Here is a 17,014-nt window from a genome sequence, read left to right as displayed (position 1 = left end):
ACTTATACCTTGGGAATCGCTGTGAACTGGCTTGCGACTACAGCAAACGTTCAAAATTGCCCGATTTTAAGCGAACACCTACTTCGTCGCGGGTCGCTGAGTGCGGCAGTACTGCACGAGGGCAATGAAGATTGCTGTTCCTGCAATATATTTGAACTCGTTAGGAATCCAGGTCTGGGGAGAGAAAAACCCTTCAATCAACCCGGCCAGCACCAGCATTGGGATGATGCCGTAGAGCAGCTGGGCAGCCTGTAGACCGTACAGTTTCAGCGCATCAATGCGGCGGTAGGGGCCGGGCAGCAAAATGCCTCGGGCCAGCAGCAGCCCGCCCCCCCCAGCCATAAAAATAGCTGGCAGCTCTAGCGCCCCGTGGGGAAACACAAAGGCCCAGAGGTCGTAGGCCAAATTGGCCTGGGCCACCAGCACGCCGACGCAGCCAATCATCAGCCCGTTAAACACTAGCAAGAACATCGTAAACGCTCCTGGCGGAGTAATAAGCGGCACTTCAGGCATAAACATCGTGACACCCCCCACCAGCGCCCGCAGGGAAACGCCAATATTGTTGATCATGATGCCGCTGGAGGCAACGGGCTCAATGCCCATGATCGAAACCGTCCACAATTCCTGGCTAGTTTTGACCTCTTCGACAAAGTCTTGGCCCAGCACCAATGTCAAAAAAGCTGGATCTTGCCAAGCAAACCACCAGCCCACCAACCCACCGATCGCAAATAGCCCCGTAGCCACAGCTATATAGGCCCAACTCCGCTGCACCACCGCCGGAAAGCCGTAGCGGCAGAAATTCCAGAGAGCCTGCCACTCTTGGCGGCGAGAGCCCTGATAAATTTGGCTGTAGCTGCGGCTGGTGAGCCGCTGCAAATCTTTGATAACGGCCTGACCCACGCCATGCCCCTTAGCCCGCGCCAAATCTGCCGAGACTGAGCGATAGAGGCTGGCCATCTGCCGCACCTCGATGGCAGAGAGCGACCTGAGCCCGCTTTTCTCGGCCTGGGTGAGTAAGGTTTCAAGCTGCCGCCAGCTGGCTTCTCGCCGGGCCATCCAACGCTGAATATTCATGAAGCAAAGCCAGAAAAACGGGCATTCTACAAAGAAGTGTAGGCTAACCTCGAAATGAACGCACACCGTTGTAAAACCTCTAGGAGACGGAGCCGATGACCTCATCTGCACAGCAGGGCAGCCAGCTCGGCCCCCTCAACCCCGGTGACGTAGTCAGCGCGGCGCTGCGGCTCTACAAAGACCGATTCAAGACTTTTTGTCAGCTGGCGGCGCTGGCCACTGTATGGTTTGTGGCTGGGATACTGGGCATGGTTCTGGCGATCGCAATTTTGGCCGGTATCGGAGCCGGGGTTGGCGGTGAGGTGGGGGCTGTGATTGGTGTCTTGGTGGGATCGCTGGTCGGGTTTCTGCCGCTGCTCTACGGCTCTGCCAAGTACTACGCGCTCTCTAGCGTCATCGGCAGGCTGTCGTTTCGAGAGTTGATTAGTCAGCCCGAAACCGCTTTAGATGCTCGACGCCAGGTGGCCCCTCGTTTAAGACAGTTCTTATTTCTGGGCTTCTTGCTGCTGCTGGCCTACACGGCCGCTTACATGGCGGCGTCGCTGCTGGCGCTGATTGCCGGGGGGAGCATCGGATTTTTGACGGCAGGCATTTTATCGGCGCTGATCAATGAAACGGTCGGCGGTGTAGTGGGCATTTCCTTAGGTGCGCTGGTTGGCCTAGGAATTTTGCTCGTAGCGCTGATCTGGATAGCCTCGCGGCTGTTTATCTCTGAGGTGGTATTGGCCATCGAACCTCAATCTGATGCTGGTCGCAGCATGAGCCGCAGTTGGGAGCTTACTAAAGACTCAATTGTGCGCATTCAGGTGGTGTTTTTGGCTACGTTTTTAATTCAGCTGCCCATTCTGGCTGTGACTAACTACATTCCCAGCATTTTGCTGGAGCTACTGCCCGCCGATGACATAGTCTATGGCATTACCGCTATGCTCAGCCTGGTGCTAAGTTTGGTGGGCAGCCTGGTAGTGCTCCCTCTATGGCAGGCGGTTAAAGGCGTCCTCTACTACGATTTATGCAGCCGCCGTGAGGGCCTCGATTTCTCCCTGAGCCAAGATGACAATGCGCCAGATCTTAATAACTGATGATCTTTAGTTTTCCAGGTGAGGAAGATGAGGCATTGGGGGAGATGAGGGGATAAGAAGCGCCCCATCCTTCTCACCATCGCCATCCGCCCCACCTTCCTTATCCTCCTCACCTCCCCCAATGCCTCTCTTCAACACCATCACCATTCGCACCCCCGAAAGCGTCGAGCTAGAATTTGTGTTGGCCGGGGTGGGCAGTCGTGCGGTGGCGCTCTCCCTCGACTACCTGTGTTTAGGCATGGGGCTGGTAGGGTTGGCGGTGGTCTATAGTTTTTTGCTGGTGCGGCTGCTGGCAATAGATACGCTACTGACGATTCCGAGCGAGACTGTGCAGCTGTGGATCACCGCGATCGCCGCCGTTCTCGCCTTTGCGCTCTACATTGGTTACTTTGCGCTGTTTGAAACCTGGTGGTACGGCCAAACCCCCGGCAAGCGCTACGCTAAAATTCGCGTGATTCGTGACGATGGCCAGCCCGAGCGATTGCCCCAGGCCACCCTGCGATCGCTGCTGCGCCCCATCGACGATATTCTCTTTATCGGCTTCTTTTGCGTGTTGCTGAGCAAAACTGAGAAGCGACTAGGCGACTGGCTGGCCGGCACCCTGGTCGTGCAGGTCGACCCCATAACCAGCGGTGCGATTCAGGTGCCCGAGCGATCGCAAGCGATCGGCAAAGATTTGCTGGCCCCGGTGGATATCACCCGGCTCTCCCCCGACGACTTTGCCACCGTGCGCGAGTTCTTACAGCGGCGGCAGGCGATGAGCCCCAAGGCCAAAATTTTAGTCAGCGACCAGCTAGCCCGCCGCTTTAAAGACCAGCTTGGTCTAGACAGGCTACCGACTGAAATGACTGCGGAAACTTTTTTAGAAGCTCTCTATTCTGCGTACCAACAGGGGCGGTGAAAAGGTGAGGTGTAAGGGGCAAGGAGCGAGGAAGTAAGATGCGGAATTTTTCTATCTTTCCTATCCCCAATCCTTAGGAGCACCTTAAAGCTTAAAGAATCCTTACTACGCGGCTGCTATCATTCCCAAAATACAGCTTGTCAGTCATCAGTTACCCTCAACCCCAGGGCCAGGTCATGTTCTTCGACCCCATCTACATCCTCCTGGTTGCTATCCCCACCACCATCCTTACCTTTTGGGCACAGAACAAGGTCCAAGGTACCTATCGTAAGTATTCCCAAGTGCATTCCACCATGGGGATGACCGGTGCCCAGGTAGCCCAAACCATCTTGGTTAAAAAGGGTGTGCGCGACGTCAAGGTTGAGCCTGTAGCAGGAGAACTCACCGATCACTACGACCCCCGAGCTAAGGCCGTACGCCTTTCCCAGGGTATCTACAGATCGGGTTCTCTATCGGCGGCAGCGGTGGCAGCCCACGAGTGCGGCCACGTGCTGCAAGATGTCGAGGGCTATAAATTTATGAACCTGCGGGCGGCCCTAGTGCCCGCAGTCAACCTGGGTTCTCGTCTGGGGCCGATGCTGATCTTCGCTGGTCTGTTTTTTAATCTCAGGCTCTTTGGGGTAGACTATGGCCTTGCCTGGCTGGGAGTGATCTTTTTTGCCACAGTGCTATTGTTTCACGTAGTTACCCTACCGGTAGAGTTTGATGCGTCGCGTCGTGCCCTGCGGTTGGTCAATGAGTTGGGCATTCTTCAGGGGGAAGAGAACAAAGGGGCGAGAGCCGTGCTCGGTGCCGCCGCTCTAACCTATGTAGCCACGGCGTTTACCGCGTTTCTCAATCTGCTGTACTACATCGTTTTGATCAATCGCCGCAGCTAGCCCCGTACTGGCATGGCCGAGCCGCTTCTGAAAAGCATTTCACTAATTTTTGTGCCCCCAAGGGCGATCGCCCGCAACCGGTAGAATGCACCCTGGTCATCGATCGCGACGATCCCTAGCCGGTTTTGATGTGCTTTATGGGGCGTTGCGCCGGAGCAAACAGCATAGCTTGGGGTGAATCGTCATAGGTAGATGGTTTATCCTAGACCAAGCCCGCTTCTATGGCGAGGTCACGCAGCAACCGCTCCCAGGGATGGTGCTGTCAGTCTAAACCGCAGGCGGTTGTAGAGCCTGCTAGCTGTCCCGATTTTGGGCAGCGATCGCCCGTTGGCGTCCTGAGCTAGCAGGTCAACCCTATCCTTACCCAAAATCAGGTGCCCATGAAAATTGCAATTACTGGAGCCACGGGTTTTGTTGGCAGCCGCCTGGTAGAACGGCTCCAGGCCGATGGCCACACCGTGGTAGTGCTCACCCGCAGCATCGATCATGGCCGCCGAGTATTTCCCAAAGCCGCCTTCCCTCAGGTGGAAGTGGTGGGCTATAGTCCGTTAGAGTCGGGCGATTGGCAAACGGGTCTACTTTCGGGCTGCGATGGGGTGGTCAACCTAGCTGGGGCACCAATCGCAGAGCGCTGGAGCGACGAGCACAAGCAGGCCATTCTAGACAGTCGGAAGGTAGGCACCGAAAAGCTAGTAGAGGCTCTAGCTAAGGCCGATCCCAAACCCAAGGTGTGGGTAAACGCTTCGGCTATTGGTTACTACGGCACCAGCGAAAGCGCCACCTTTGACGAAACCAGCACCCCCATCGAAAATGACTTTCTCTCCCAGGTGTGCCAGGCCTGGGAAGGGGCGACCCAGTCGGTTAAAGACTACGGCACCCGCCTGGTAATTTTGCGCTTTGGCATTGTGCTGGGTATGGGCGGAGCGGTGGCCAAAATGCTCACCCCCTTTCGCATGTTTGCCGGTGGGCCGATTGGCAGCGGCCGCCAGTGGTTTTCGTGGATTCACCGCGAAGATCTGGTGAGTCTGATCGTGCAGGCGCTCAACGACCCTCAAATGGAAGGAATTTATAATGCTACCGCCCCTAACCCGGTGCGCATGGCCGAGTTTTGCAAAACCCTAGGCAAAGTCCTCAATCGCCCGTCGTGGCTGCCGGTGCCTGACTTTGTGCTAGAAACCATTTTGGGCGACGGGGCCCAGGTGGTGCTAGAAGGACAGCAGGTCTTGCCCAAGCGCACCCAAGCCAGCGGGTTTACCTACCACTACGCCCAGGTCAAAGACGCCCTGGACGAAATTGTTTAAGTCTGAATCTTAAATCTTGAAACCTGACCGTTTGAGCCCAACCACACCATGGATATTGGCGAACTGCGCCGCGACTACAGTCAGCGGGGATTAGACCTAGCTGATCTCAACTCCGACCCCTTTGCCCAATTTGAGCTGTGGTTTCAGCAGGCCCGTGAGGCTGAGTTGTTAGAGCCCAATGCGCTAGTGCTGTCTACGGTGTCTCCAGAAGGGGCTCCCTACCAGCGCACTGTACTGCTCAAGTATTTCGATCGCGATGGCTTTGTCTTCTTTACCAACTATGGCAGCCGCAAGGCGCAGCACATAGCTGAGAATGCTCAGGTTTCAATGCTGTTTCCCTGGTACCCCTTAGAGCGGCAGCTGGCGATCGCAGGCCCCGCCAGCAAAATCTCGGCGGCAGAGTCGTTGCGCTACTTTTCGTCGCGCCCTCGGGGTAGTCAGCTGGGGGCTTGGGTGTCGCAGCAGAGCAGCGTTATTGCCTCGCGACAGCTGCTAGAGATGCAGTTTGAGAAAATGAAGGAAAAATTTCTCAATCAGGAAGTACCCCTGCCTGATTTTTGGGGAGGGTACAGGGTCAAGCCCACCAGCTTTGAGTTTTGGCAGGGGCGGCCCAGCCGCCTCCACGACCGATTTTTGTATAGCTGGGAGAGTGGTAAGTGGGCGATCGCCCGCTTGTCTCCCTAAACCAGCAGGCTGAAATCTACCCGCTCATAAATATCCATCATGGGCAGGCGAGCATCGGTAATCGCCAGTTCTACCACTGAATCGAGCCCGCTCTGGGTCGTCATGCCCCACAGGTTCTCCTCCGCTCGATAAAACTGCTCCACCCGGGCCTCGGTCTGGTGCACAAACACGTAGGCTTGCAGGTAAGGAATCGCCCGGCAGCGGCGAAACATGCCGCTGCGATCGGGCAGCGTAGCCGCTTCTGGGTCATAGATTGGGGTCGGCCCTGACAAAATTTCAAAGATGACGCAGGGGTTGAGCAGTTTATCTTCCTGTCCGTCGTGGAGCAGAGGTTCACCAGCCACCACCAGCAGATCGGGGTAAACCCCCTTACCTCGCTCTGGCAGCCACACCTGTACCCCACGGGGCAGCACCTCGTAGAGGCTGCGGCCGCAGGTAACATCCATCAGGCGCATCAGATTGCGTAAAATGCGCCCCTGGTTCACCGAACTGTCACTCATACTCAACTTCGGCCTCGCCCCCGACCACCACATTGCGAATACGTAGGCTGGGGCCTCCACAGCCTACGGGCAGCCCGTTTTGCCCGCCCTTGCCGCAGCCTCCCGACTCATCCCAATAGAAGTCATCGCCGATCGCTTCAATATCGGCCAGGGTGCGAAACACATTGCCCGACAGGGTCACATCGCGCACTGGCTCCGCTAGCTTACCGTTGCGAATCATCCAGGCTTCCCCGGCAGTAAAGGTAAACATTTCGCCGTTGGTCATGCCCTCTAGCCAGTTGCGAGCATAGACGCCTTCTTTTATGCCAGCAAATAGGTCGTCAACCGGGGTGGTGCCTCGCTCAATCCAAGTGTTGGTCATGCGCACCAGGGGCGAGTAGTGATAGTTGAGGCAGCGGGCATTGCCCGTGGGCTGCTCACCCAGCTTGCCCGCTGTTTCGCGAGAGTGCAGTCGCCCCACCAAAACGCCATTCTCAATCAGCTGAGTGGTGGTGGCAGGGGTACCTTCGTCGTCGTAAAAGTAACTGCCCCGGTGGCCCTGAGGAGCAGCGCCATCAAAAATTTGCAGGCTGTCGGGCCCAAACCGCCGACCCAAACTCATTGACTCCAGCAGATCAGGGTTTTCGTAGGCCATGTCGGCCTCCGATAGGTGACCAAATGCCTCGTGGACAAACAGTCCGGTCAAAATGGGATCAATGACCACGTCATAGGCTCCCCCCCGCACGGGGGGGAGGTCTAGAGCCGCCACGGCCCGCTGGGCGGCTCCCATCACCTGGTGGTCTAGGGTCTCTAAATCTTCGTAAGCCTTCCGCGAACCGGTAGTTTCGCGCCCGGTCTGTACCGTGTCGCCGTCGCGGGCGGTGGCGGCAAAGCGCATTTCCATATCTGACCAAGCCTGATCAATCAGAGTGCCTTCAGAAGTGGCCAGAAGCACTCGCTGGGCCACATCGTTGTAGCGTACAGACGTGGTGGCGATCCGGTGGTCTATGCCTTGGAGCAGGTCAGCATAGTGGTTGCACAGAGCCTTTTTTCGGGCTAAGGAGATTTGGCGTGGGTCGGTGCCGGTTAGGGGCAATCGGCGAGTGATTTGTACAGGAGCTACGGGTGCCAGTAAGGTTTCGTCATGGCCGACTAGGCGGGCGGCAGCGACGGCGGCTTCCACACAGGGGGCCAGGCTCTCCAAGTCATTGAAGCTAGCAAAGCCCCAGCCGCCTCGGTAGCAAGCCCTAACGTGCCCTCCGATCGCGATCGCCTCGCTGAGGGTTTCTGCCTGCCCACCCCGCAAAAAAATATCGGTGCCCTCCGACTGTTCTAGGCGAATAGCTAGGTAGTCTACGCGGGAACCCCAGCGATCGCACAACTCCTGCACCCGAGTCTTTGCCTGGTCAATCGCTTCCACCATATCCATGCCCCCAAGCCTTTCCCCAAATGTATCATTCAGAAGACCTTGCCCCCAGGCTAAAATCACAGGCTAAAATCACAGGTATGACTACAGACTTTGACTACACCCTACCGCCCGCCATACGGCGGATTTCAGGCTCCTTTCGCGTGGTGGGCTGGATCAGCTTTTGGGTTCAGATCGTGCTAGCGGCGATCTCTAGTCTGGTGCTGATGTTTGCCTTGGTCAACCTGAGCGCGCGATCGGGAGGGACGGCAAATCCTGGCACTGGTGTGGGGCTGCTGTTTGCCGCCCTAGGGTTGGTAGCCGTCTACCTCAGCGCTTTCTGGGCTTTTCGCTACACTCAGCTCGGGCGGCGTCTACGCAGCCGCGACATCGCCAAGCGCCCCAGCCCCAAAGATGCTCTTCAGGCCCTGCGGCTGGGCACCGTGGTCAGCATGGTCGGGATGCTAATCACCCTGTTTGGCAGCCAGGCGCTGATTGGCTCCCTGTTAGGTAAGGCGCTGGCCCAGCCTCAAGGCGGCACCGTGTTTGTGCCGGGCAACATCAATCAGTACGTTGAAGCCTTCGATATTTTTGTGGTGCAGGCCAACACCAACACGCTGCTGGCCCACTTTGTGTCGCTGTCTGCCACCCTATGGCTGCTGCGTATGGTAAATCGCGCTTAGGCCATTACCATACCGCCATCTACGTTGAATACTTGGCCAGTAATGTAGGATGCCGCCGGATCTGCTGCTAAAAACCGCACCATGCCTGCAATATCTTCAGGCTGGCCAAACCGCCCCAGGGGAATGAATTTGCGAATGTCGTCTGTGTTGGATAGATCGCCGGTCATGTCAGTCTCAATAAAGCCCGGCGCTACGGCATTAACGGTGATGCCCCGACTGGCTAGTTCTTTAGCCACGGTTTTGGTAAACCCAATCACGCCGGCTTTGGCGGCGCTGTAGTTAGCCTGACCTGGGTTGCCCATCTGCCCTGCCACCGAAGCAATGTTGACGATTCGTCCCGATCGCTGCTTCAGCATGATCTTGGCCACGGCCCGAGTGCACAAAAACACCCCGGTCAAATTGAGATCAATAACGGCCTGCCAATCTTCAAGCTTCATGCGCAGCAGCAGTGTGTCGCGGGTAATACCAGCGTTGTTGACCAAAATATCGACGCGGCCAAATTGCTCTAGGGTGCCGCTAATCAGCGCGTCTATCTGGTCTGGCTGGGAGACATCGGCTTGAAGCGCGATCGCACTTCCCCCACCAGCAATAATTTCTGCTACTACCTCATCGGCAGCCGCACCAGAGCGAGCGTAGTTGACAACAACTTGAGCTTTTGCTGCCCCTAGGGCGATCGCCACGGCCCGACCAATGCCCCGTGAAGCCCCTGTGACGATAGCGACCTGGTCCTCAAGGGACGGGGAAGATGCAACCATAGGGTACCTCGCTTAGCAAAACATGCCCATTGTTTTTATCACGAAATGGGAGCAGGCGGGAGTAGATAATTGGGCATCGGATAGCCTAGCTGCGGCTCTTAACGATGTGGTATTTGGTTAGTTAAGACCGACGCTGGGGTTATCGCATTCGGTGTTGTTAGCAGTTTTGAGACTACCCAACAAGTTAGCCACAATTACGCACTGCTGAATCGTGCCTGGTCCACCGCTAATATTAATTACAAAGGGTAGCCTATTTCTATCAGTAGGTAACCCCTGGTGGTTAAAGGCAATACTGTTTACCGTATTGTCTCTACCGCCATTGGGCAGTGCCCTGTAGGCTGTCATCGTAATTTGCCCTGTTTTGTTGGCTTCTCCCCCAAGCACCTGTTGCCTGCCGTTAAATACCGCAGCGCCGGTACTAAAGTCTAACGAGCCAATGCTAAGGGTGGGATTAGTCGCAGTAGTAACAACCTGTATCTGTCTGGCCTGCCGCAGTTGTATAGCGTCTTGCTGAGCAGTTTTAACCGCCTGAATAACATCGCTACGTACAGCGATCGCCCTCTGGCGGTTTGAAAAGGCAAACCAGCTCGGTGCCGCAATACCAGCTAGCACCCCAGCAATAACAATAACCACCAGCAGTTCAATCAGGGTAAACCCCACTTCAGATTGTTTGGCTAGTGTGTGCAGGCGTTTCATAGCAGCTACCAAAGTAAAACAACTCAACTCAAACTAACCTTGAACTGCACCTTACCAACTACAACCCAGGCTGCTTATCGATAACACCCCGAATCAGCACTTCAGACTTTAAAGTGGGCAAGCGCCCGGCCTGCGAAAATGACCCAAGAGCCGAATTTTCGGTGGCAGTATTGCCTCGCAAAAATACAATTAGCGTTTGGTTACTGCCAACAGGTAAGTTACTGCCGTTACGGTTAACCTGTGTACCTTCCCGTACACAGGCATAAAAATTATTGGCATTGGCTGGGGTTTGCAAATAGCCTGTTGGGCAGAGGCCAGTAGTCGCTTCGTTTGGATCAGTGTCGTCTACAAAGTCGGTAAGCACCGACAGGTTGCGAGGGGTAGCTCCAGTTCCTTTAGTCCAATTTGCAAAGGTATTGGTGCCACCCGTCGGCTCTAAATAGCCCGGCGTGATAGTTAGGCTAGACAACCCAGTTGCCGTATATTTGGGCAGCTCATAGCGCACAATCCTAGACTTGCCACCCCAAATATCGTTTCCGGCATTTCGCTGCTGGGCATAGATCACAAGGGTATAGTAGCCCTGGCGAAGTCGTAGGGTATTGCACTCGTTGAGCTTGGTTCCCGAAAAAGCCGAAGAACATGTGCTGTTGAAAAAGGTACGAACGCTAGCATTGTTTGAATCTAGCGGGTCTAACCGCCAAAAGGCTAGCACCGGTACTTCGTCAGTGCGTGGAAAGTCATTAAGCTGGCCAAGTACCGCAGCAGGAGTTGAGTAAATATGGACGGCCTCACTAGCATCGCGAGTAATGTAGTCGATCGCGCGACGCATATCCTGCTGGGTTTGAGTCAGTATTTCTTCGCGGCGGTTGATTCTCAGCATCTCAACCACCAAATACAGCATGGTGCCAACGATGGCCGACCCAACCACGATCGCAACCAGCAGCTCAATTAGAGTAAAGCCACGCCGACTAGTTTGTTTAGCCCGCAGCAGCCAACCCAGCATTAAATTCATATCGGCTTTGTTAGCCATAGGGTGTCACCCTTAAGAGACGATTGTAGATCGCACAGTTAGTTGCAGCCGGTAGGTACCGAAGCCGCAGCATTGAGATGCTGAATGTATTGACATAGGGAAGAACGGCTATCCCCCGCTGTGACATTGGTATAAAGAGCAACCAGAGGGCGGTGCCCCCGCTGCCCTGTGCCGTTAACCATACGTAGAGTAGCGGGGTCTTTGGATAAGTTGCCATTGCCTGTTTGCACGGCCTCGGAGTCGTACACGCGCACACCCATGCCAAAGGTAACGGGCACGCTACCCACAAATCTGCCTGGCGTACGGTAGACCTGCACTGCAAACTGGTTGCCGTTAAGGCTAGCAGCACGGGTTTGAAAGGCCGTAGTTGGAGCAGCTACAGGTGCACCGTAGGTTGGCCCTGCCACCTCGGCCACTCTGCTGTCTGGGTTAGCACCGGCGATGGCAGTAGAGGGCGGCAGGTTGTCAGTATTGGCCTCAGAGCGCTCGACGAGTAGTCGCACCCGGTCGATTTCAGACTGGGCTAGCTCTAGGGCCTGCTCGGCCTTTTGGCTCTGCACCCGAGTAGCCACCGAAATAACCAGGGCAGGAGCAATGGCGCTGCTGACAAGACCCACAATCATAATGGCGACTAGACATTCAATCAGGGTGAGGCCCTGCTGCCCTTGGGCTGGGGAGCGCCCCCCAGCCCAGTAAAGATGGCGTTTGAGTCGATTGGTAATCACGGTGTGCGGCCTCCTGGTATCACAGTGCGAGTGCAGTTGTTAGCTAAGCTCTTGTACATAGGTTAGGCATCAGCCTTGCACCAGCAGCATTTGCTGCGCAGCGCAGGTTGACGATGTACGGATCGTCGGATGGCAACTCGCGGTAGTACTCGCTGCGGGGGGTGCCAATGCTCACAAAGCGTCGAGCGGCGGGGGCAGGCGGTACATATAGCAAGGCTACGTCATAGCCCCAACGGCGACTAGGAGGCTTGTAATAGCCAAGGTTTTCATCGGCGGCAGGGTTTTGGGTCGGGTGCCAAGCATCGTGTTCAAAGGGGCCTGTGGCACTGGTCGAGAAATTGAGCTGAATTAGCGACCCAGCAATGTGTAGTTGAACATCGTCATTCCAGTCTTCTAAAAGGCGAACGAAGTTGTGAAGACCACCGTAACCTTGCTCGGGCCGCTGAGGAACTAGGCCACTCACAAAGGTTGCATTGACAAATGTCTGGTTAGCTCGCTGTGTATTGCGATGCCTGTCAGTAACCGGCCTATCAAAGCCTGTCCAATCGCTGTCGCTGTCGTAGAGGTTGTAGTACGGCTGAATCGGAGGACTTGTGGCGTTATTGCGATAGTAAGTGCCATTACGATCGACCCACACTGGAGCGCCTGCAACCATACTCTCACGCACCCAGCCCGTTTGAGCGACGGAGAGTGTGGGGCGGTTTTGATTCATGTAAGACGAGTCAGCACCACCAGCACTCGCAGGCCTAACCTTTGTGAAAGTGTCCTCTACAGCGCCGTCTTTAAAGGTGCCAGAAAGAACAGTAATGGCATCGGCCAAAATCTCTACTGGTCGCCAGCGGTCTGAAGAAAGCGTAGCAAAGGTATTGGTGTTAAGACCCGTGCGGGCGGTGTAAAAAGGCAGACCAAAGGCCGCAGCGGGGGTTTGATTGTAGAGGGTCTGCGTAAACTCCTCGATGATGTTGGCGACGCTGCCGGTGGTGCTGTGGGGGTTGAAGTCTCCTTGTATATAGACACTATTGTCGGTAACGAGGGTCATGCCTACCTGGCGGGCAAAGCTAGGGCCGCTAAAGTCGGCGGGGTTGCCGCTAAAGGTGCGTAGTCTAAAGCCATGGGCTCTGCGTTGTGGGTCGGCAAAGAAGTCTACCGGTTTGAGACTAATCAACTCGGTCGTCAGAGGAGGATCCTGAAAGACAGGGGTTGTACCAGGCTCAACCCGCATGCGGCAACTTTCCTCGGTTTCGATATTAAATCGTTTGGGGTTTGAGCCGTTGAGGGTTTCGCAGTAGGCTGCCGTTGCCGACGTGGTTTTGGGCCGGGTAATTTCGTCTTCTCGCACAGCGTCTTCTCTAAAAGCAAAGACGACGCCCTCGCCTCGGTTATCTGGGTTAGCCGACAGCCAGAAGTCAAGGCCATTGGCTCTGCGAGTGGTTAGCGCTTCAATGTCAACGTCTAGCACCCGAGTATTGAGCTGTTCGCGACCGTTGTAGACGCCTTTGTCTAAGAAGGGAACTCGAATAATGGCACCGCTAGGGCCAAGAATTTTGAAAGCCTGATCCTGATCGCTGATGGTGGCGGCTGTGGGTGCTCCGGTAGCGGTGGCGGCGGGCACCACCCAGCTGCTAGCGGTGGCCGAATTGGGCACGGCGGCAAGGTTTTCGGTATCAACAACAGGGTCAGTACCGTTGCCTACCCGGCGGAAGAGAATTGTGGCAGAGCCAGGAGGGTTCACTGCGCGAACGTAGGGGTTGGTAATGTACTCTTCAGCGGCCTGGGTAGCGGGTGGCAGAAGGTTGCCATCGGGCTGTTGAGTGCGGCCACTTCCATCAGGATCGCCATCGAGATCGTGGTTTTCTAACGGAAACAGATAGTACAGCGACGGGTGACGAACAGGGATTTGACTACTTTGGCTACAGCCGATCAATCCCATAAAGGCCACATCATCTGTGCCACCACGACCTTGGGCAACGGTAGGGCCATAAAGGTTTGGATCACATCGCAGCAGAAACTTCGTGCTAAAACCGGAGAAGGTTATGGGGCTGGAAGTATATCCGGTTGGTTCAAGAGCTATAAAGTTAGACGGAGTTCCATTGGGGCCGAGACTGGTCCTTGGGAAACCCTGTCTAAAACCCAGCTCGCGATCGCGGATAGAGCTAGTTAAGAAGTTAACCTGTCTGACAAGGTTAGTAATGTTATCGACATCTGTGTTGGTAACACTGGGAAGGATCTCAAGGACTTTGATCCAATCGTCTAGGGTGTACTCGGCAAAGTATTCGCCAAAATCGCAATCTTGTTCATAGCCAGTGGTATCGATGACACCATTTTGACAAACAGTATTAACAGTATTGTCGACATTTCTGTCTACCCAGGTTCTGGTTTTGCCCAGTAGAGCAAATAGCCCAGAAACCCTATAACCCGAACCAGAAATGATAGGGTCGTTAGTAGTGCTAATTAGATAGTTGTTAATGCGCAGAAGCGCATTTTTCATCTGAGAGCCGACATTTTGAAAGCTGATGTTGTTGTTTGCTGCGGCTAATGCGCGCGCTTCTAAATAGTCGCTCTGGATGTTGTAAGCCAGCAGGCTAATGGTGCAGGCTGCACTGTGCAGAGTGGCTTTGTCGGCGGGGCTGAGGTTGGCATAGGGCGTACCGGCATCGAGATATTCGACAAAGACGCGCCGCAGCGGTGAGAAGTCGCCCCACATGTTGAAGTAAGGAGCCGGATGCACATCGGCATCTTGCACGGGTTTAAAGGAGGGGGCACCCCCTTTGGGATCGCCCGCAAAGTAGGCCAGGTTTCTGAGGGCGTTGCCTAAGGGCCCGGAGGCAACGGCCGTGGCAAATTCGCCTTCGGTATCAAAGGCTGGGTTGAGCGCAAACTCCCAGCCGTTAGTGCCAGTACCGTTTAAGAAATCGGCCCGTAGGCGAGTAGTAGAAACTGGGTAGTTGTTGAAGGTACGGCTGTTGAGAATAGTTTGAGTCGTCCCAGGGTGGGCCGTTGTAGCCATGCAGGCGGCGGGGAAGGTGCCGCTGTTGATTTGGTAGTGGTAGACGACCATGCCCTGGACTGCGGCTAGGTTGTCCCGCAGGGCTTTGCGCTGCAATTGCTCGTGGCTGCGACCAAACCGAGTAACGTTAGTGGGTGTCACCTTAGCTGGGTAGAGCGGGTCGGCACCATTGTCAGCGTTTAGAGCTGCATTAACGGGGCTAGAGTTCCATACGTTGGCGTTGCCCAACTCTAGGCGCTGGCCCACAATTAGGCGCATGCCAGTTTTAATGGCCTGGCGCTCCCAATAGCCGTCTAGGCCATTGTCTGTGTCGGTGAGCCGACCTAGGCCATTGATGTTATCGCCAATGGTAGCTGCGTTATTGGTGACATCTAGGGTAGTATCACGGCTGTCGTAGCGAGGCTTTGGCCCCCAACGGTTGTCGGCCCGGTAAAAGTCGTCTACAAAGGGACGAGCGACCTGATCGTTGATGATGCGTTCACGAGTTTTAAAGCCATTGGCATTGTTGGCATCCCAGTTAGGATCGCGTTGCCAAGCTGACGGGTTGATATGTTCAGTGACATCTCGCGTAAATAAGGCCAGCGGGTTCATGGCGACATCCGAAGGCTGAACGTTGTTGTTCGCGGCGCTCGTTCTTACAGAGTCATTGTTATTGCCGAGCGTAAGGTCAATTTTCGCTGCCACCCCAGCGCCATTCCAAACGTGAATAATGGAAGGACTGCCACTGGTGGTGTTATCAAACCGCATGGTGCCTCGAACGGCCTGCCCCTGAAATTCTTGTTGACCATTGACTACGGCACCTGGCACACCTCTGCCGTCACCGTTGAGGTCAACTTCAGATAGCGAAATTTCAGAGGCTTCCTTGCTGTAGAGGCAGGAGTTGTGGGAACTGACCATGTGCGATCTGTAGCCTTCCCCCGCGCCAGTGCCGCCGCCAGCAAAGGTGAAGAAGTTGCCGTCGGTGTGCATGGCCCCATTCCAGTTAAATTCTGGACCAGGGGAGACATCGAGGTCGTAGCGGAACCAGGCACCCCACTTGTTGGCCCGAGCGGCAGTACGCGACTGCTGAAACTCTAAAGTCTCAATGGTGCGGTTGGCGTCGTTGAGGTTGGCAACAAAAGCATTGACCTGGAAGTTCTTTTGCAGGGTTGAGTTGTTGCCCTGCTGCACCACCTGCCAACCGCCTTCTGCCAGCGCACCAGCACAGGCCGCGCTAGCTTCGGTAGTGGCCAGAGGCCCAGTACGGGTTATTAAAGCATTAGCTTTGGCCTGGTTTACGGGGCCATCAATGCGGACGTTAGTAGCAGCTTTTGGCCCCGCATCGTCGACCAGAATTGAATAGACAACCAGCTCATTGGCGGCAACCGCGCCGTCGCCATTGAGGTCGATAGTGAACGACCAGGCGTTGTCTAGCTCACCATCGCCGTTGATATCAACCCGGGTTTCGTCGGGAAGTGTGTAGGGGTCGTTGGCACCCGGCAGGCGGGTAACGCGGCCTGTGTAGCCCGCGTAGGTGTTGGTGATGAGCATGAGGTCGGCCAGAATGTCGCTGGCGGGCACCCCACTGGGAAACCGATTATCGGTCTGAAACAAAAACTCAATTTTGGCCTTGGCCCGGTCGACCGCAGGCGTTGCAGCGTTTGAAATGACCTGCTGCTCGCGCTGGGAGATGGCCATATCGCTGCGGGTAAAGGAGCGATAGGTAAGAGCGGTGGCAGTAAGCACCACCATAAGCACTAACAACACTGTGGTAGGCAGCACAAAACCTGACCGGGCCAAACGGGCCGGTCGGTTAGCCAAAAGCACAAGTTGTAGCAGCCCGGTAACTAATCGCTTAATTGCTGCTTGAGGAAGCCGCAAAGCCTTTCGCAGTAGATGACGACTCATGTTTCTAAGACCGATATGCCGAACAACAAAACCGATAACGCGCGTGGGGTAAGGCCCAGTTAGCAAGCCGAACCTTGCAGCAGCAAGTACGATGAGCCTAAAGCGCGAGCAAATGCCTAGTTAGGGCCGCTACGCTTAGGAGGAAAACAGGGGTGCTCCATTGGCCTTTGGTAATAGCCAGTCAACGTCGAGGGTACTTCTATGGAAGTGACCTACGTTTACCTAATAAAATACCCAGCTATTGTAGCCAAGCGATCACGGTTGTAAAGTCGCTAGGACGACTACGGCGATCGCCTGTGATGTTTTTAACTGTTCTCCAGGTATACCGGGGGCGGATGGGTAAGCCTGGGGACGTGCACCTCAGGTTTCTATCTTAGTGAGAACTTCATATTGTGTACTGAGTATTTTTTCGATACTTAATCGGATTTTA

General features: G+C 55.3%; 14 protein-coding genes. 6 read left to right on the top strand and 8 right to left on the bottom strand.

Annotated elements, in window-relative coordinates:
• Positions 1-78 precede the first annotated feature (78 nt).
• Positions 79-1,074, bottom strand: a complete 996-nt coding sequence (locus tag H6F57_RS20110; protein ID WP_190627419.1) for a stage II sporulation protein M — start codon at positions 1,072-1,074, stop codon at positions 79-81.
• Positions 1,075-1,169: 95 nt separating this feature from the next.
• Between H6F57_RS20110 and H6F57_RS20105 the strand changes: the two genes are divergently transcribed.
• The 5 genes from H6F57_RS20105 (at position 1,170) to pdxH (ending at position 5,917) form a co-directional block, all read left to right on the top strand.
• A complete protein-coding gene (locus H6F57_RS20105) occupies positions 1,170-2,153 on the top strand; it encodes a hypothetical protein (RefSeq protein WP_190627417.1) in 984 nt (327 codons plus the stop codon).
• Positions 2,154-2,274: 121 nt separating this feature from the next.
• Entirely contained in the window at positions 2,275-3,054 is a 780-nt protein-coding gene (locus tag H6F57_RS20100) for an RDD family protein (RefSeq protein ID WP_190627415.1), read from the top strand.
• A 176-nt stretch (positions 3,055-3,230) separates the two neighbouring features.
• Positions 3,231-3,932: a zinc metallopeptidase gene (locus tag H6F57_RS20095; RefSeq protein WP_190627476.1), complete on the top strand. Its 702-nt coding sequence runs from the start codon at positions 3,231-3,233 to the stop codon at positions 3,930-3,932.
• Between the two features lie 380 nt (positions 3,933-4,312).
• Positions 4,313-5,233, top strand: coding sequence for a TIGR01777 family oxidoreductase (locus tag H6F57_RS20090; RefSeq protein ID WP_190627413.1), 921 nt, complete (start codon positions 4,313-4,315; stop codon positions 5,231-5,233).
• A gap of 48 nt (positions 5,234-5,281) precedes the next feature.
• Entirely contained in the window at positions 5,282-5,917 is a 636-nt protein-coding gene (pdxH, locus tag H6F57_RS20085) for a pyridoxamine 5'-phosphate oxidase (RefSeq protein ID WP_190627412.1), read from the top strand.
• Here pdxH and H6F57_RS20080 read toward each other — a convergent pair.
• Both H6F57_RS20080 and H6F57_RS20075 read right to left on the bottom strand, forming a co-directional pair.
• Positions 5,914-6,417 (bottom strand): Uma2 family endonuclease, encoded by a 504-nt coding sequence (locus tag H6F57_RS20080; protein WP_190627410.1) that lies wholly within the window; start codon positions 6,415-6,417, stop codon positions 5,914-5,916. The genes pdxH and H6F57_RS20080 overlap by 4 nt on opposite strands.
• Positions 6,410-7,819 (bottom strand): TldD/PmbA family protein, encoded by a 1,410-nt coding sequence (locus H6F57_RS20075; protein WP_190627474.1) that lies wholly within the window; start codon positions 7,817-7,819, stop codon positions 6,410-6,412. Before H6F57_RS20075 ends, H6F57_RS20080 begins: the two co-directional genes overlap by 8 nt.
• Before the next feature lie 83 nt (positions 7,820-7,902).
• On the opposite strand from H6F57_RS20075, the gene H6F57_RS20070 reads away from it, so the two are divergent.
• The gene (locus H6F57_RS20070; protein WP_190627409.1) at positions 7,903-8,484 is read left to right on the top strand and encodes a DUF3611 family protein; all 582 of its coding nucleotides are present in this window, start codon (positions 7,903-7,905) and stop codon (positions 8,482-8,484) included.
• Here the strand turns inward: H6F57_RS20070 and fabG are convergent.
• The 5 genes from fabG to hpsA form a co-directional block, all read right to left on the bottom strand.
• Positions 8,481-9,239: a 3-oxoacyl-[acyl-carrier-protein] reductase gene (gene fabG, locus H6F57_RS20065; RefSeq protein WP_190627407.1), complete on the bottom strand. Its 759-nt coding sequence runs from the start codon at positions 9,237-9,239 to the stop codon at positions 8,481-8,483. The two genes, H6F57_RS20070 and fabG, sit on opposite strands and share 4 nt — an antisense overlap.
• 117 nt (positions 9,240-9,356) lie before the next feature.
• Positions 9,357-9,935 (bottom strand): prepilin-type N-terminal cleavage/methylation domain-containing protein, encoded by a 579-nt coding sequence (locus tag H6F57_RS20060; protein ID WP_190627405.1) that lies wholly within the window; start codon positions 9,933-9,935, stop codon positions 9,357-9,359.
• A 58-nt stretch (positions 9,936-9,993) separates the two neighbouring features.
• Positions 9,994-10,965, bottom strand: a complete 972-nt coding sequence (locus H6F57_RS20055; RefSeq protein ID WP_190627403.1) for a type II secretion system protein — start codon at positions 10,963-10,965, stop codon at positions 9,994-9,996.
• A gap of 38 nt (positions 10,966-11,003) precedes the next feature.
• Positions 11,004-11,690, bottom strand: a complete 687-nt coding sequence (locus H6F57_RS20050) for a prepilin-type N-terminal cleavage/methylation domain-containing protein (RefSeq protein WP_190627401.1) — start codon at positions 11,688-11,690, stop codon at positions 11,004-11,006.
• A 43-nt stretch (positions 11,691-11,733) separates the two neighbouring features.
• Positions 11,734-16,584 (bottom strand): hormogonium polysaccharide biosynthesis protein HpsA, encoded by a 4,851-nt coding sequence (gene hpsA, locus H6F57_RS20045; RefSeq protein ID WP_206754731.1) that lies wholly within the window; start codon positions 16,582-16,584, stop codon positions 11,734-11,736.
• Positions 16,585-17,014 lie beyond the last annotated feature (430 nt).

Source organism: Leptolyngbya sp. FACHB-60, from assembly GCF_014695775.1.
In the GTDB taxonomy this organism is placed as follows: Bacteria; Cyanobacteriota; Cyanobacteriia; order Phormidesmidales; family Phormidesmidaceae; genus Nodosilinea.
The sequence above is the reverse complement of the archived record's forward strand: the minus strand, read 5'-3'. Positions and strand labels throughout refer to the sequence as shown.

Coding starts and splice junctions, on each gene's coding strand:
- H6F57_RS20110 (WP_190627419.1), bottom strand. CDS start 1,074: ATGAATATTCAGCGTTGGATGGCCCGGCGAGAAGCCAGCTGGCGGCAG.
- H6F57_RS20105 (WP_190627417.1), top strand. CDS start 1,170: ATGACCTCATCTGCACAGCAGGGCAGCCAGCTCGGCCCCCTCAACCCC.
- H6F57_RS20100 (WP_190627415.1), top strand. CDS start 2,275: ATGCCTCTCTTCAACACCATCACCATTCGCACCCCCGAAAGCGTCGAG.
- H6F57_RS20095 (WP_190627476.1), top strand. CDS start 3,231: ATGTTCTTCGACCCCATCTACATCCTCCTGGTTGCTATCCCCACCACC.
- H6F57_RS20090 (WP_190627413.1), top strand. CDS start 4,313: ATGAAAATTGCAATTACTGGAGCCACGGGTTTTGTTGGCAGCCGCCTG.
- pdxH (WP_190627412.1), top strand. CDS start 5,282: ATGGATATTGGCGAACTGCGCCGCGACTACAGTCAGCGGGGATTAGAC.
- H6F57_RS20080 (WP_190627410.1), bottom strand. CDS start 6,417: ATGAGTGACAGTTCGGTGAACCAGGGGCGCATTTTACGCAATCTGATG.
- H6F57_RS20075 (WP_190627474.1), bottom strand. CDS start 7,819: ATGGTGGAAGCGATTGACCAGGCAAAGACTCGGGTGCAGGAGTTGTGC.
- H6F57_RS20070 (WP_190627409.1), top strand. CDS start 7,903: ATGACTACAGACTTTGACTACACCCTACCGCCCGCCATACGGCGGATT.
- fabG (WP_190627407.1), bottom strand. CDS start 9,239: ATGGTTGCATCTTCCCCGTCCCTTGAGGACCAGGTCGCTATCGTCACA.
- H6F57_RS20060 (WP_190627405.1), bottom strand. CDS start 9,935: ATGAAACGCCTGCACACACTAGCCAAACAATCTGAAGTGGGGTTTACC.
- H6F57_RS20055 (WP_190627403.1), bottom strand. CDS start 10,965: ATGGCTAACAAAGCCGATATGAATTTAATGCTGGGTTGGCTGCTGCGG.
- hpsA (WP_206754731.1), bottom strand. CDS start 16,584: ATGAGTCGTCATCTACTGCGAAAGGCTTTGCGGCTTCCTCAAGCAGCA.